Below are 12,710 nucleotides of genomic sequence, written 5' to 3' on the forward strand. Positions count from 1 at the left end.
CCGGCCCCCGGCAGCCGACCCCGGCGGCCGATCCCCGCGAAAGACCCGCTCCGCCTCGCTTTCCAGCTCGTACGAAGCCCCCGGCGCCCGTTTCCATGGTCGCCGGGGGCTTCCGCGTGGGGAGGCCGGGTTTTGGCCATAGCCGGGCCTCATGGTCTCCTGGGGCGACAAAAACCACCGGAACCCCGCACAGGTGACACCACCCAGCTCCCCTGCACGGCGGTCCGGGCCTGCCGTCCCACCCACGAAGGCGAAGTCCTACATGAGTGACCGCACCTTGACCGAGGCCCCCGCCCCGGCGTCCTCCCGCCACGTCGACGCCGGTGACGAGGGCTACAGCAAGGACCTCAAGTCCCGCCACATCAACATGATCGCGATCGGCGGGGCGATAGGCACCGGCCTGTTCCTGGGCGCCGGCGGCCGGCTCGCCGACGCGGGCCCCTCCCTCGCGATCGCCTACGCGGTGTGCGGCATCTTCGCCTTCTTCGTCGTCCGGGCCCTCGGCGAGCTCGTGCTCTACCGGCCCTCCTCCGGCGCGTTCGTCTCGTACGCGCGCGAGTTCATGGGGGAGAAGGGCGCCTACACGGCCGGCTGGCTGTACTTCCTGAACTGGTCCACGACCACCGTGGCCGACATCACCGCCGCCGCGACCTACGCCCACTTCTGGTCCATGTTCACCAGCGTCCCGCAGTGGATCCTGGCCCTGATCGCCCTCGCCGTGGTCCTCACCGCGAACCTGATCTCGGTGAAGTACTTCGGCGAGATGGAGTTCTGGTTCTCCCTCGTCAAGGTCGCCGCCCTGGGCGTCTTCCTGCTCGTCGGCATCTACCTGGTCGCCACCAGCCACCCGATCGACGGCCACACCCCGGGCCTGTCCTCGATCACCGACAACGGCGGCATCTTCCCGTCCGGCATGCTCCCGATGCTCCTGCTGCTCCAGGGCGTGGTCTTCGCGTACGCCTCCGTCGAGCTGTGCGGAGTCGCCGCCGGTGAGACCGAGAACCCCGAGAAGATCATGCCGAAGGCGATCAACTCGATCATGTGGCGCGTCGGCCTCTTCTACGTCGGTTCGGTGATCCTGCTCGCGCTGCTGCTCCCGTACACCTCGTACTCCTCCGACCAGAGCCCCTTCGTCACCGTCTTCGACAAGCTGGGCGTCCCCGGCGCCGCCGGCGTCATGAACCTGGTCGTCCTGACCGCCGCGCTCTCCAGCCTGAACTCCGGGCTCTACTCCACCGGCCGCATCCTGCGCTCGATGGCCATGTCCGGCTCCGCGCCGAAGTTCACCGCCCGCATGAACAAGGGCAAGGTCCCCTACGGCGGCGTGCTCTTCACGGCCGCCTTCGGCCTCGCCGGCGTCGGCCTGAACTACCTGATGCCGAAGGACGCCTTCGAGCTGGTCCTGAACTTCGCCTCGCTGGGCATCCTCGGCACCTGGGGCATGGTCATGATCTGCTCGCTGTTCTTCTGGCGCCGCGCGCAGGAGGGCAGCCTGGAGCGCCCGTCCTACCGCCTGCCCTGGGCCCCGTACACGCAGATCGTCACGCTGGTGTTCCTGGTCGCCGTGCTGGTCCTGATGTGGTGCGACGGCGGCGTCGGCCGCACCACCGTCATGTGCGTCCCCGTCATCGGGGCCGCGCTCGTCGGCGGCTGGTTCCTGGTCCGCCGCCGCGTGGCGGAGATCGCCGCGAACCGCTGACGGCTCCCCGGCCGCGTACCGAACGAAGAAGGACCCCGCCCGAGGGCGGGGTCCTTCTCGTTGCCGTGGGGCCGTGGATCAGGCCTTCTTGACCACGCTGGACTTCAGCTGCATGGCACCGAAGCCCTCGATCCTGCAGTCGATGTCGTGGCCGTCCACGCCGTCGATGAGCCGGATGTTGCGCACCTTCGTACCCGCCTTGATCCCGGACGGGCTGCCCTTGACCTTGAGCGCCTTGACCACGGTCACGCTGTCGCCGTCGCTGAGCACATTGCCCACCGCGTCCTTGACGACCTTCTCCCCGGAAGCCTCCCCGGCCTGAGCACCGCCCTCGGCTGGAACCCACTCGTGGCCGCACTCGGGGCACACCACGAGGGCGTTCATCTCGTAGGTGTACTCGCAGGAGCATTTCGGGCAGGGCGGCAGGTTCTCGATCACGCCTTCAGGGTAGCCCGACGCGGAACGGCCCGAAAACGCCGAAAACCCCACCGAAGTGGGGTTCTCGCTCTGTGTCCGAGGGGGGACTTGAACTCTCCACTCGGGCACCAGCTCATTGGCTCGCTGACCTGCACGAATACCCTTCTGGGCACCCTACAGCGCGCTCGACGGTTGGTCCCGCTCACCTCCTGTTTCTCGGTGTTTCGGGCCGCTGTTGGTCATGCGTTGGTCACGTGACCATCCCGGTCCTCCCTCCCTCACGGCAGGGCGTCCAGGCTGGCTGAGAACCGCTCTACACCGACCGTGCAGACTCTCGCCAACCTTGACGCTGCCGTGCCTTCAGGACGAAGCTCGTGCAAGTTGGCGTAAGCCACTCGCCACCGGAGGCAGTCATGGCACTACGGTTCATCGGGATTGATCCAGACACCGGGCAGCAGGGTTCCCCCACCGTATGGGTGGACGAGGAGAAGGGGGAGCTGGTGCTTCAGGGCTGGAGGCCAGACGAGAAGCTGGAGGCTGAGTGCGCGGTGTTCGAGGCTCCCGGACATGCCCCGGGCATCCCTCCGCACGAAGCCGTGATTCGTATTCCGGCCCGCATGGTGCCGATGCTTACTGGGCGCCGTGGGTTGATTTGATTCGTGGCACTGTGGCCCGAGGCGTAGTCGTCCGCCGTGCTCGGGTTGTCTCGGAGCCGGTCACGGATTACATCCGGTACGAGCACGCCGGCACCGTGGTCAATCTCCACGCCGGGGAGCAAGTCCGCTGGCTGCCCAGGCGGCAGGCGTCGGACATCGCGCTTCCCGGAAACGACTGCTGGGTGTTCGACGGAGAGATCGCGCTCTTCAACCACTTCTCCGGGGATGGAAACTGGTCCGAGCCGGGCTGGGAGGTTCGCTCCGAACCGGCCGTAGCCCACATGGCGTCGGCCGCGTTCGAAGCGGTCTGGGAGCGCGGCATCCCGCACGAGAAGTACTCGGTCTGACCTCACGAAACTTAGAAGAGCCAACTCATGTCCGCGTCACCGTCATCCAGTGCCCAGGCCGCCCGCGAAGCCCTCGCCGCCCGCCTTGGGGCTCTCCGCCGAGACTCGGAGCTGACCGGGCATGAGCTGGCTCTTCGGTGTGGCTGGAGTCCAGCCAAATCTTCACGCATCGAGCGGGCCAAGACCCCCGCCTCCGATGCCGACATCCGTGCTTGGTGCAAGGCGTGCGGAGCGGAGGATCAGACCGCCGACCTGATCGCGGCGAATCGGCAAGCCGATCAGATGTACGTGCACTGGCAGAAGCTCCATCGTCACGGGATGCGCCGAGCGCAAGAGGAAGTCGTTCCCCTGTACGAAGGAACCCGCCATTTCCGCGTGTACTGCTCGAACGTGGTCCCGGGGATGCTCCAGACGGAGACGTACGCGGCAGCCCTGCTGTCCACGATCGCCGCGTTTCAGGGAACCCCGGACGACTCGGAAACGGCAGCTGCCTCCCGAATTGAGCGCTCACGCGTCCTACACGAAGGCGACCACCGGTTCGCATTGCTCCTGGAAGAAACGGTGCTCCGCTACCGCATCGGCGACGATGCCACCATGGCTGGCCAACTCGGCTACCTGCTGGCGGTCATGGCCCTGCCGAACGTGAGCCTGGGAGTGATCCCCTTCAGGGCCCAGCGGCGCATCTGGCCGCTGGAAGCCTTCTACTTGTTCGACAGTCGACAGGCGAGCGTCGAACTGCTGACGGCTGCCGTGAACGTCTCGGCGCCGAGCGAGGTTGCCACCTACTCGAAAGCCTTCTCCGAGCTGTCCAAGATCGCCGTGCACGGTGCTCCCGCTCGGGCTTTGATCTCAGAAGCGATCAACTCTCTCGGGTAGTTCGCGTGCAAGTTCATGCAAGAACGTGGATGCCTCGCTAGCACCCTCCCTAACGTTGTCCTCACAGCGAGCGACGGCGAGCACCGCACAGTGTGCGTGTGCGGTTAGGGGTGCGACATGGCAAGGGCGAAGAAGGCAAAGGCCCCGGAGTTCGACCGGGACGCATGGGAGTACCTGACCTACGCGCCCGGACACGAGTGCTCCGCCTGTCACCGGCCCATCGGGGACCTGGAGCCGGCCCTCCGAGGGGCCATTGACCGTACCTCGGGCGCGCCCGCCCCCGTCTACCGGCACGACAAGTGCCCCGCCCGCACGGTGGCCGCGTGATGGACATGCAGACGTGGCGGGACAGCCACACACGAGCCACCGACGCGCTCGAATCCTTCCGCGCAGCCTTGGCCGCTCTCGGTGCCCCCGAGGCCACATGGGCCGGAACGCGGCCCGCGGTCACCTACAACGGCCTGCCCTACGTCCATCTGGGGATGCTCCCGGCGGACGTGGTGGAGCAGATAGCCGAGGCCATGAGGGGCACGAGGACTTCCGCCCACTGAGGGGCGGGAGACGGCCCTCAGCGGGCCGTCAGTAGATCAGGAAGGGCCACGATGACCGACCTGTACGCGCTCGACATCGACACCGCCGCCTTCTCGAAGGCATGCGGAGGCAACACCCACCCGGACGGCGAAGCGTGCGTGACACTCGCCAAGATCGGCCCCGACGCGTGGGCCCTGGGTGACAGCAAGCGCCCGGACGTGCAGCCGCTGCGCTTCACCACTGAGGAGCTGAACGCGGCGGGCATCAACCCCGCGCGCTTCGACCTCTCCGCATAGCCGAGCACCGGCTAGCGGTCCCGCACCACCCCTGAATGACGGCCCCGCCCACACGCCGACGGGCGGGGCCGTCGCCATTCCCAGGATCGGAGCAGAGCAGTGCATCACCACGGCTACGCATGGGTTGGGGAGAAGTCGGCGTTCGACAAGGAGGGGCTTCGTCGGCCGCCCGGGGAGCAGCCGACCGCTACCAGTCCGGAAGATGTGAGACAGCGCCACCGTCAGGTGGTGGCGGAGTTCCCGTACTCCGACCTCCCGCCTATCCAGACAGCGCACTGGCTTATGAAGCCCGCTTCCTTGGTGCGCGGAACGTGGAAGGAGCCCAAGGAGGCCGGGGAATGGGTGGGGCTTCAACTCGCAGAGTTCGCGCCCCGGTTTGGCTCCATCCAAGACGCTGAGGTGACGCGTCTCGTGGTCCTGGTGAAGTCGGCCGTTGAGCGGCTGACGTGGGGCGGGGATGTGTCTCTTGGCCACTACCTCAGCGGCAAGGTCTTCCATTCCGTGGCCGTAGTGACCTGCTCACCGAACCGCGCTGAACGCCATCTGCCCTGTCCTCTGGAGTAGTCGAAGCAACGAATCAAGCCCCGGCCGATTGGCCGGGGCTTGATTCGCTTGGTGGACCGTTCAGAGCAGTGCGCGGAACGGGTTGGCATCGGAAACCGGGGCGACCTGCCGCTGCACTGGCACATCCACGAGGGCTTGCTTCGGGGTCGGGCGGTAGGCGTCCATCTGGACGACCGTGAGGCGCTTCACGTCACGCTCCGCGCTGGCCGGCTGAGGGGTGGGAGAAGAGTTCGGCTGCTCTGTGTGAACGGGAGTGTCACCGCGGAGCGTGAAAACCGTCGCCGGTCGGCCCGTCTTTCCTGACCGTTCCACGGTGACGACGATTCCGGGCAGTGCCTTGACCTCTTCGGCGGTCGCCCCTACGTACGGGAGGACCTGGGAGGAAGTGGCCCGTCCGCCGTGCAGTTCGATCCGGGCACGGACCTTGTCCGCAAGACCGAGCGGCTGCCGCTTCGCCCTCGGGGCGTCGGCCCCTTTGGTGATCCGTACCGCGTCCTGGACGGAACGGCGTACGAGTGTGAAGGCTGCGGACAGGATCTCGTCCGTGATGATCCCGGAGCACTCGGATGCGGCAAGGCAGGCCGCTACCCGAAGGGTCTGTTCCGCAGTGCGCTCGATGAACACGGCCTGCCCTTCGGGCAGGGTCTCGCCCAGGATGCGCGCGTACCGGCGAACGATCCGCCACAGCGGGCGGGCGTCCTCAGAGAGGGTGATCACGCGGGGTCGTGCGGTGGCTCATCCGTAAGCGTCGGACAGCTCGGAACCGTCCACCTGGGCAGGCTCATGCGGTCGTCGTCCAGCATCGCAACAGCACAGCACCGAGCAGGAAGGGCAGGATGCGGTTGTACGACCCTCCGGCCGCTTCGGACTCCCCGACGTACTTGGCCCAGTCAGACGGAGGTCTCTGCGAACGTCCGGCACCACTCGCCGGGCTACACGATGGCCCGGTACGGGCACTCACGTAAGGACGGAGCGCGGAAGCTCGCCGCCTCCGGTGCGGGCCGACTCGGCCTGTCATCCCTGGTCTGACCTGGGGATTCGCTGGGCTGCTGGTCACGTGGTTGGTCACGCCACAGCCTGGAAAAGCAAAAAACCCCACGTGTAGTGGGGTCTCAGCTGGTGTCCGAGGGGGGACTTGAACCCCCACGCCCGATAAAGGGCACTAGCACCTCAAGCTAGCGCGTCTGCCATTCCGCCACCCGGACAAGGTGTCTGTCTCGCGTCCCTCGCGGGCCGTTCCGACGTGGAAAACATTACCAAACATTCCGGGGTCCTCGATCACACCCCCCGGCGGCCGGGGATCGCCCTTGGGGAGAGCCGGGTGAAGCGGGAGGATGGGGAGGCAGTCGGTACCCGATCAGTGGGAGGAAGCAGCGTGAGCGAGTCGAGCGCGGGCAGGACCGTCTCGGGCGAGGACGAGGTCGTCGACCTCTGCCGGGACCTCATCCGGATCGACACCAGCAACTACGGGGACCACTCCGGTCCCGGGGAGCGCAAGGCGGCCGAATGGGTCGCGGAGAAGCTCGCGGAGGTCGGGCTGGAGCCGCAGATCTTCGAGTCCCACAAGGGGCGCGCCTCGACCGTCGCGCGGATCGAGGGGGAGGACCCGTCGCGGCCGGCGCTGCTGATCCACGGGCACACCGACGTGGTCCCGGCCAATGCCGCCGACTGGACGTACGACCCCTTCTCGGGCGAGATCGCAGACGGCTGCGTGTGGGGCCGCGGCGCCGTCGACATGAAGGACATGGACGCGATGACGCTGGCCGTCGTACGCGACCGGCTGCGCAGCGGCCGCAAGCCCCCGCGGGACATCGTGCTGGCCTTCCTCGCCGACGAGGAGGCGGGCGGCGTGTTCGGCGCCCGGCACCTCGTGGACAAGCACCCCGGGCTCTTCGACGGGGTCACCGAGGCGATCGGCGAGGTCGGCGGCTTCTCGTTCACCGTCAACGAGAACCTGCGGCTGTACTTGGTGGAGACCGCCCAGAAGGGCATGCACTGGATGAGGCTCACGGTGGAGGGCACCGCGGGCCACGGCTCGATGACGAACAACGACAACGCCATCACGGAGCTGTGCGAGGCCGTGGGCCGGCTCGGCCGCCACCAGTGGCCGGTGAGGGTCACCAAGACCGTACGGAGCTTCCTGGACGAGCTCTCGGACGCGATCGGCACCCCCCTCGACCCGGACGACATGGACGCGACCCTGGCCAAGCTCGGCGGCATCGCCAAGATGGTCGGCGCGACCCTGCGGAACTCGGCCGCCCCGACCATGCTCGGCGCCGGCTACAAGGTCAACGTCATTCCCGGCCAGGCCACCGCGCATGTCGACGGCCGCTTCCTGCCCGGCTACGAGGACGAGTTCTTCGCCGACCTCGACCGGATCCTCGGGCCGCGCGTGAAGCGCGAGGACGTGCACGGGGACAGGGCCCTGGAGACGGACTTCGACGGGAAGCTCGTCGACGCCATGCAGGGCGCCCTCAAGGCCGAGGACCCGATCGCGCGCGCGGTCCCGTACATGCTCTCCGGCGGTACGGACGCGAAGTCCTTCGACGACCTCGGCATCCGCTGCTTCGGCTTCGCCCCGCTGCAGCTGCCGCCGGAGCTGGACTTCGCCGGGATGTTCCACGGAGTGGACGAGCGGGTGCCGGTCGACGGGCTGAAGTTCGGCGTGCGCGTGCTGGACCGATTCATCGACAACTGCTGAGAATCGGGAAGGTGTGCGTTTCTCACTGGGAAGAGTGAATGCACTCATACGCTCGTAGCCCTGGTGACGCCTCCTCGTTACAGGTGGTGCGGTCCGCGGCTGGGACCGCATTGCCAACTAGGAGGAACAATGTTCAAGAAGGTTGTCGCCGCTGCGGCTGCCACCGGTGGTCTGGTTCTCGCGGGTGCGGGCATCGCCGCCGCCGACGCGGGTGCGCAGGCTGCGGCCATCGGCTCCCCGGGCGTCCTGTCCGGCAACGTCGTCCAGGTTCCGGTCCACGTTCCCGTGAACGTCTGCGGTAACACGGTCAACGTGATCGGCCTGCTGAACCCGGCTTTCGGCAACACCTGCGTCAACGCCTGACGCGTCTGAAGTCCTGGGCCCCGGAGCGCATTCCAGCGCTCCGGGGCCGCCGGGCTTTCAAGGCCCGGCTGTTCTTACACCGCAGGGGGACAAACACATGCGACGACCGGCAGCGGTCACCAGGAAGACCCTGATCACCATGGCGGCGGCGGGGGGTGTGCTCGCGCTGGGTGGGGGTTACGCACACGCGGACTCCGGCACGTCCGGCCATGCCGCGAACTCTCCGGGCGTGGCCTCCGGGAACTCGGACCACGTACCCGTGGATGCTCCGGTGAACGTCTGCGGCAACACCGTCTCGGTGGTGGGGCTGCTCAACCCGGCCTTCGGGAACCGGTGTTCCAACGACTCGGCCACGCCGAACCACCCCGGTCACCCGGGGCATCCGGGCAATCCCGGCCACCCGGGCAACCCGGGCGAGCCCGAGGAGCCGGACGAGCCGTGCGACGAGGACGAACCGCAGCACCCGGGCCACCCCGGATACCCCGGCAACCCCGGTACTCCCGGCCACCCGGGCAACCCCGGCACTCCCGGTAACCCGGGCACGCCCGGTAACCCGGGCACGCCCGGTAACCCGGGCACGCCCGGCAACCCCGGCCAGCCCGGTAACCCGGGCACGCCCGGCCAGCCTGGTAACCCCGGCAACCCCGGCACTCCGGGTACGCCCGGCAATCCCGGCCAGCCGGGAACTCCCGGGACTCCGGGTACGCCCGGGCTTCCCGGTGGGACCACCGGGCCCGGCACGGGCGGTGTCACTCCCGTCACCCACCCCGGCCAGGGGATCGCTCCGGCCCAGCAGGCCGGGCTCGCCGCCACCGGCGCCGGAGACGTCCTCGGCGTGGGCCTTCCGCTCGCCGCCGGCACGCTGCTGGCCGGCGCCGTGCTCTACCGGCGCGCCCGCAGCGCGGCCTGACGGGCGGCGGCCGTACGGCGCGGGCCCCGATCCGGGGCCCGCGCCCGCGTCACCCGCACCGTGTCACCACGTGGCGCGGACCTGACGGATGATCCTCCGGCGCAGCCGTACCCGACGACTGCCGTCCCGGAGCAGGGTGAGGCGGTCGAGTTCCCAGTTCCCGTACTCGGCATGGTCGGTGAGCAGGCGGGTCGCCTCCTTGCGGGGCACACCGCGGGGCACGTACACGTCGACAAATTCGTATTCCGGCATCGCATCTATTGTGCGGGCAGAGCCCTGCTACGGATAGCGTCTGCACTATGTCTGATGCCGCTCTGCCCAGTGTTGCCGAGGTACGCGCCGCCGCCGAGGCGGTCAAGGCCGCCCTCGACCGTCACCTCGCCGCGGTCGAGAGCAGGATCGGGGACGAGGACCCGGCCGTCTACGCCGCCTTCAACGAACTCGCCGCCGCCGCCGAGGAGTACGACGAGCTCCTCTACGACCGGTACGACGAGGTCACTCCGTTCGAGATCCCCACGCCCGAGGACGGTGTCCCGTACACAGGCCCCGCCGAGCCCGCCGCCTTCAGCGTGCTCATCCGCCGTGACTACGCGGTCGTCGAACCGCCGAGGCTGATCGCCCAGGCCGAGCGCGTCGCCGCGCACGACCGGGAGGCCGAGCTCGCCTTCGACGGCGGCACAGCGGGTGCGCTGGGCGTGCTCTTCGGGGAGTACGAGCCCGACGAGATCGCCTCCCGCTACAAGGAGTTCGGCCTGGAGGAGGGGGACTCCACGCTCTGGATCGCCGCCTCCGAGGAGGTGGCGGAACCGGGGGAGTGGCTGGGCTCGCCCTTCGGGCACACCGATCCGCAGGACGTACTGCACCGGTTCGACGTCAGCTCCGTCTTCGACGAGGAGGCCGACGCTTTCGACGAGGACGAGGAAGAAGAGGCGTCGGGCGGCCAGCCGGCGCGGCCCGGCCTGACCCCGGCCTGATCCCGGCCGGATCCGGTCCGCGCACACGACACCGCGGCCCCCGTCCCCGAAGGGCGGGGGCCGCGGTGCGTGCGGGTCACCGCGGCGTCACTCCGGCTGGTCCTGCGCCGCCGCCACGAGGGCCCGCAGCAGGCCGGTCAGCCGGGTCGTACGCGGCTTCGGCAGTACTTCGGCGACCGCGCGAGGCAGCGCCTGGTCGACGCCGTGCACCACGGACAGGTGGCGCTCCGCCCGCCCGAACGCCGTGTACACCCAGTCCCGGGACAGGGCCTGCGCCGCGTCTCCGGGCAGGACGACGACCGCGGCCGGCCAGCGCGCGCCGACGGCCTGGTGCGCCGTCACCGCCCAGCCGTGCCGCACCTGCGACTCCACCTGCTCCTTCGGTACGACGATCCGCGCGCCGGCGGCGTCCAGGTGCAGCCCCTGCGCGTCGGCCGACACGACCCGGGCCGCAACGGCCCGCCCGGGCGAGGGCACGTGCACGACGCGGTCGCCGGGGTCGAAGCCGCCGAACCGGCCGGGGCCGGGGTTCAGCCGCTCCTTGAGGGCCGCGTTCAGCGCCCTCGTGCCCGCCGGGCCGCCGTGGCCCGGGGTGATGACCTGGACCGCGTCCGCCGGGATCCCGAAGGCGCGCGGTACGGACTCGGCCACCAGCTGCACGGCGCGGTGGACGGCCTCCCCGGCGTCGCGCACCGGGACGATGACGACCTCCTTGCCGGGGGCGTCGACCTGGTTCAGCTCGCCGACGCCGATGCCCGAGACGAGTTCGCCGATCGGGCCCGGGTCGGGGGTGCGGGAGACCAGCTGCGGGCAGGCTCGGGCCGCCAGGACATCGCCGAACACCCGGCCGGGCCCGGCGGATCCGAGTACCCCGGGGTCCCCGGAGAGCACCAGGCGGGCCCCGTCGGGGACGGACTCGACGAGCGCGGCGGCGGTCTCCACGTCCAGCTGCGGGGCGTCGAGGACCACGAGCAGGTCCACGGCGAACTGCCCGTCGGCGTCCCGGCCGGGCCCGGCGGCGCCGGAGAGCAGGTCCGCGACGGTGACGGCGCCGTGCGCCGGGGTGTGCGCGGCCAGGCATACGCGCAGGCCCTGGTCGCGGGCGACCGCCAGCAGGGCCAGCGGTTCGGCGCGGGCCGCCTCGCCGCCGGTGTGGGTGACCAGGCCGTGGCCGGAGACGGCGCGGATCAGCTCGGCGCCGGGGCCGGTGGCGGCCTTCTCCCAGTCCGCCGGGTCGTTGAAGGTGTTGGCCAGCCGGGCCAGGCCGTCGGCCAGGCTCTCCTCGGCCAGCGCGTAGCCCTCCAGGCCGACGAGTACGCGGACGGGCTGCTCCTCGCCTTCGGCGACGGGCGGGCCCAGCGGCTCCTGGAACACCAGGACCGTGCCCTCGCCGATGGCCTGTTCCAGGGACTCGGCGGGGTCCGGGACGCCGTACTGGGCGAGGGCGGCTTCGAGGGTGGGGGCCTCCAGGGCCGTATGCCCCTTCAGCGCGGCCTGTTCCAGCAGCCAGCCCACGAGGGCGGCGGCGCGCCGCTCGTCGCCGGGACCGGCGTCGGGGCCGAGCAGGGCCCGGGCGAAGCCGTCGGCCTGGGTGGGGCGGACGCCGGCGACGGCGAGGAGCCGCCAGGGGTCGTGGGCGAGCTGCTCGGCGGCGTCCTCGCCGAGGGCGGTGGCGGCCGGGACGGCCAGCGCCTCGGGGGCTGCGCCGCGGGCGAGCACGGCGCGCACGCCGTCGATGCCGGCGGCGGTCGGGGCCGGGGCGGCGGGCCGAACGGGGCGGGGGGCCGCGGGAGCCTCCGGGGCCCTGCGGGGGGCGGTGGGGGCCTCGTCGAAGTACACCGGGGAGGGCTTGTCCCCGCTCTCCACGGCCCGTACGGCGGCCAGCAGATCGGCGGCCTTCCCGCTGAGCTTGGCTCCGGCGTCGACGGGCCCCTGCCGCTCCGCCTTCCGGCGGGCGATCCGCTCCCGCTCCACCTTCTGCGCGGCCAGTTCGGCGGCGGCCTCGCTGAGCGCCGGCTGCGCGGCCTCGCCGGAGCCGGTCGCGGCCTCCGGCTCCGCGGCCTCCTGCTCCGCGGCCCCCGGCTCCGCGGCCTCCTGCGCCGTGCCGTCCTCGGCCTCCGGCCCGCCGGGTGCGTCGTCCGCGGCCTCCGCCACCGGCTCCTGCGCCGTGTCGTCCTCGGCCTCCGGCGCGCCGGGTGCGGCCGCATCGGGGTCGGTGGGCCGGTCGGCGGTGCTCGTCCCTGCGGGGCTTTCCCCCACCCCGCCCCTGCCCGAAACCGGGGGCTCCGCCCCGGGCCCCCCGCTTCCGGCTTCGCCGGAGCGAGCCTGCCCGCCTTCGGCGGCCCCCGGCTCCGCCGGGTCCGTGTCGGGGGCGGG

At 70.5% G+C, this 12,710-nt stretch carries 15 protein-coding genes, 1 tRNA gene and 1 pseudogene; 12 read left to right on the forward strand and 5 right to left on the reverse strand.

Features of this window, described 5'->3' with window-relative positions; translation table 11 throughout:
• Window positions 1-262: 262 nt before the first annotated feature.
• On the forward strand, window positions 263-1,699 hold the full coding sequence (locus ACIQU4_RS30255) for an amino acid permease (RefSeq protein ID WP_403737313.1): 1,437 nt from the start codon (window positions 263-265) through the stop codon (window positions 1,697-1,699).
• A 78-nt stretch (window positions 1,700-1,777) separates the two neighbouring features.
• Here ACIQU4_RS30255 and ACIQU4_RS30260 read toward each other — a convergent pair whose 3' ends face one another.
• Window positions 1,778-2,137 carry a zinc ribbon domain-containing protein YjdM gene (locus tag ACIQU4_RS30260; RefSeq protein ID WP_385589014.1) on the reverse strand — a complete coding sequence of 120 codons (360 nt, stop codon included), beginning with the start codon at window positions 2,135-2,137 and terminating at the stop codon, window positions 1,778-1,780.
• A 392-nt stretch (window positions 2,138-2,529) separates the two neighbouring features.
• On the opposite strand from ACIQU4_RS30260, the gene ACIQU4_RS30265 reads away from it, so the two are divergent.
• The 7 genes and pseudogenes from ACIQU4_RS30265 (at window position 2,530) to ACIQU4_RS30295 (ending at window position 5,386) form a co-directional block, all read left to right on the forward strand.
• Window positions 2,530-2,772 (forward strand): hypothetical protein, encoded by a 243-nt coding sequence (locus tag ACIQU4_RS30265; protein WP_403737315.1) that lies wholly within the window; start codon window positions 2,530-2,532, stop codon window positions 2,770-2,772.
• Window positions 2,739-3,119: pseudogene (locus ACIQU4_RS30270) on the forward strand (DUF6879 family protein); the annotation flags it as partial. The gene ACIQU4_RS30265 and the pseudogene ACIQU4_RS30270, both read left to right, overlap by 34 nt.
• Window positions 3,120-3,146: 27 nt before the next feature.
• Window positions 3,147-3,995 (forward strand): helix-turn-helix domain-containing protein, encoded by an 849-nt coding sequence (locus tag ACIQU4_RS30275; RefSeq protein ID WP_403737318.1) that lies wholly within the window; start codon window positions 3,147-3,149, stop codon window positions 3,993-3,995.
• Between the two features lie 117 nt (window positions 3,996-4,112).
• A complete protein-coding gene (locus tag ACIQU4_RS30280) occupies window positions 4,113-4,322 on the forward strand; it encodes a hypothetical protein (protein ID WP_365955238.1) in 210 nt (69 codons plus the stop codon).
• On the forward strand, window positions 4,322-4,546 hold the full coding sequence (locus ACIQU4_RS30285; protein ID WP_403737321.1) for a hypothetical protein: 225 nt from the start codon (window positions 4,322-4,324) through the stop codon (window positions 4,544-4,546). Before ACIQU4_RS30280 ends, ACIQU4_RS30285 begins: the two co-directional genes overlap by 1 nt.
• 51 nt (window positions 4,547-4,597) lie before the next feature.
• Entirely contained in the window at window positions 4,598-4,822 is a 225-nt protein-coding gene (locus tag ACIQU4_RS30290; protein WP_403737324.1) for a DUF397 domain-containing protein, read from the forward strand.
• A 99-nt stretch (window positions 4,823-4,921) separates the two neighbouring features.
• Window positions 4,922-5,386, forward strand: a complete 465-nt coding sequence (locus tag ACIQU4_RS30295; RefSeq protein WP_403737327.1) for a hypothetical protein — start codon at window positions 4,922-4,924, stop codon at window positions 5,384-5,386.
• Between the two features lie 60 nt (window positions 5,387-5,446).
• Here the strand turns inward: ACIQU4_RS30295 and ACIQU4_RS30300 are convergent, their stop codons facing one another.
• Both ACIQU4_RS30300 and ACIQU4_RS30305 read right to left on the reverse strand, forming a co-directional pair.
• Window positions 5,447-6,103, reverse strand: a complete 657-nt coding sequence (locus ACIQU4_RS30300; protein WP_403737329.1) for a hypothetical protein — start codon at window positions 6,101-6,103, stop codon at window positions 5,447-5,449.
• Window positions 6,104-6,503: 400 nt separating this feature from the next.
• Window positions 6,504-6,591: transfer RNA gene (locus tag ACIQU4_RS30305), tRNA-Leu, on the reverse strand.
• Window positions 6,592-6,761: 170 nt separating this feature from the next.
• Between ACIQU4_RS30305 and ACIQU4_RS30310 the strand changes: the two genes are divergently transcribed.
• The 3 genes from ACIQU4_RS30310 to ACIQU4_RS30320 all read left to right on the forward strand — a co-directional run bounded on the left by ACIQU4_RS30310 (window position 6,762) and on the right by ACIQU4_RS30320 (window position 9,360).
• A complete protein-coding gene (locus ACIQU4_RS30310) occupies window positions 6,762-8,087 on the forward strand; it encodes a M20/M25/M40 family metallo-hydrolase (protein WP_403737332.1) in 1,326 nt (441 codons plus the stop codon).
• Between the two features lie 129 nt (window positions 8,088-8,216).
• Window positions 8,217-8,450 (forward strand): chaplin ChpH, encoded by a 234-nt coding sequence (chpH, locus tag ACIQU4_RS30315; RefSeq protein WP_403737335.1) that lies wholly within the window; start codon window positions 8,217-8,219, stop codon window positions 8,448-8,450.
• 97 nt (window positions 8,451-8,547) lie between these two features.
• Entirely contained in the window at window positions 8,548-9,360 is an 813-nt protein-coding gene (locus tag ACIQU4_RS30320; RefSeq protein WP_403737338.1) for a chaplin family protein, read from the forward strand.
• Between the two features lie 63 nt (window positions 9,361-9,423).
• Here ACIQU4_RS30320 and ACIQU4_RS30325 read toward each other — a convergent pair whose 3' ends face one another.
• Window positions 9,424-9,612, reverse strand: coding sequence for a DUF5703 family protein (locus ACIQU4_RS30325; protein ID WP_030163089.1), 189 nt, complete (start codon window positions 9,610-9,612; stop codon window positions 9,424-9,426).
• Window positions 9,613-9,659: 47 nt separating this feature from the next.
• Here ACIQU4_RS30325 and ACIQU4_RS30330 point away from each other — a divergent pair, with 47 nt between their 5' ends.
• The gene (locus tag ACIQU4_RS30330; protein WP_403737341.1) at window positions 9,660-10,334 is read left to right on the forward strand and encodes a hypothetical protein; all 675 of its coding nucleotides are present in this window, start codon (window positions 9,660-9,662) and stop codon (window positions 10,332-10,334) included.
• A gap of 87 nt (window positions 10,335-10,421) precedes the next feature.
• Here ACIQU4_RS30330 and ACIQU4_RS30335 read toward each other — a convergent pair whose 3' ends face one another.
• Window positions 10,422-12,593, reverse strand: a complete 2,172-nt coding sequence (locus ACIQU4_RS30335) for an ATP-dependent RecD-like DNA helicase (RefSeq protein WP_403737344.1) — start codon at window positions 12,591-12,593, stop codon at window positions 10,422-10,424.
• Window positions 12,594-12,710: the final 117 nt, after the last annotated feature.

The sequence above is a fragment of the Streptomyces sp. NPDC090741 genome, assembly GCF_044769045.1.
Taxonomy (GTDB): Bacteria; Actinomycetota; Actinomycetes; order Streptomycetales; family Streptomycetaceae; genus Streptomyces.

Coding starts and splice junctions, on each gene's coding strand:
- ACIQU4_RS30330 (WP_403737341.1), top strand. CDS start 9,660: ATGTCTGATGCCGCTCTGCCCAGTGTTGCCGAGGTACGCGCCGCCGCC.
- ACIQU4_RS30255 (WP_403737313.1), top strand. CDS start 263: ATGAGTGACCGCACCTTGACCGAGGCCCCCGCCCCGGCGTCCTCCCGC.
- chpH (WP_403737335.1), top strand. CDS start 8,217: ATGTTCAAGAAGGTTGTCGCCGCTGCGGCTGCCACCGGTGGTCTGGTT.
- ACIQU4_RS30325 (WP_030163089.1), bottom strand. CDS start 9,612: ATGCCGGAATACGAATTTGTCGACGTGTACGTGCCCCGCGGTGTGCCC.
- ACIQU4_RS30320 (WP_403737338.1), top strand. CDS start 8,548: ATGCGACGACCGGCAGCGGTCACCAGGAAGACCCTGATCACCATGGCG.
- ACIQU4_RS30280 (WP_365955238.1), top strand. CDS start 4,113: ATGGCAAGGGCGAAGAAGGCAAAGGCCCCGGAGTTCGACCGGGACGCA.
- ACIQU4_RS30275 (WP_403737318.1), top strand. CDS start 3,147: ATGTCCGCGTCACCGTCATCCAGTGCCCAGGCCGCCCGCGAAGCCCTC.
- ACIQU4_RS30290 (WP_403737324.1), top strand. CDS start 4,598: ATGACCGACCTGTACGCGCTCGACATCGACACCGCCGCCTTCTCGAAG.
- ACIQU4_RS30285 (WP_403737321.1), top strand. CDS start 4,322: ATGGACATGCAGACGTGGCGGGACAGCCACACACGAGCCACCGACGCG.
- ACIQU4_RS30265 (WP_403737315.1), top strand. CDS start 2,530: ATGGCACTACGGTTCATCGGGATTGATCCAGACACCGGGCAGCAGGGT.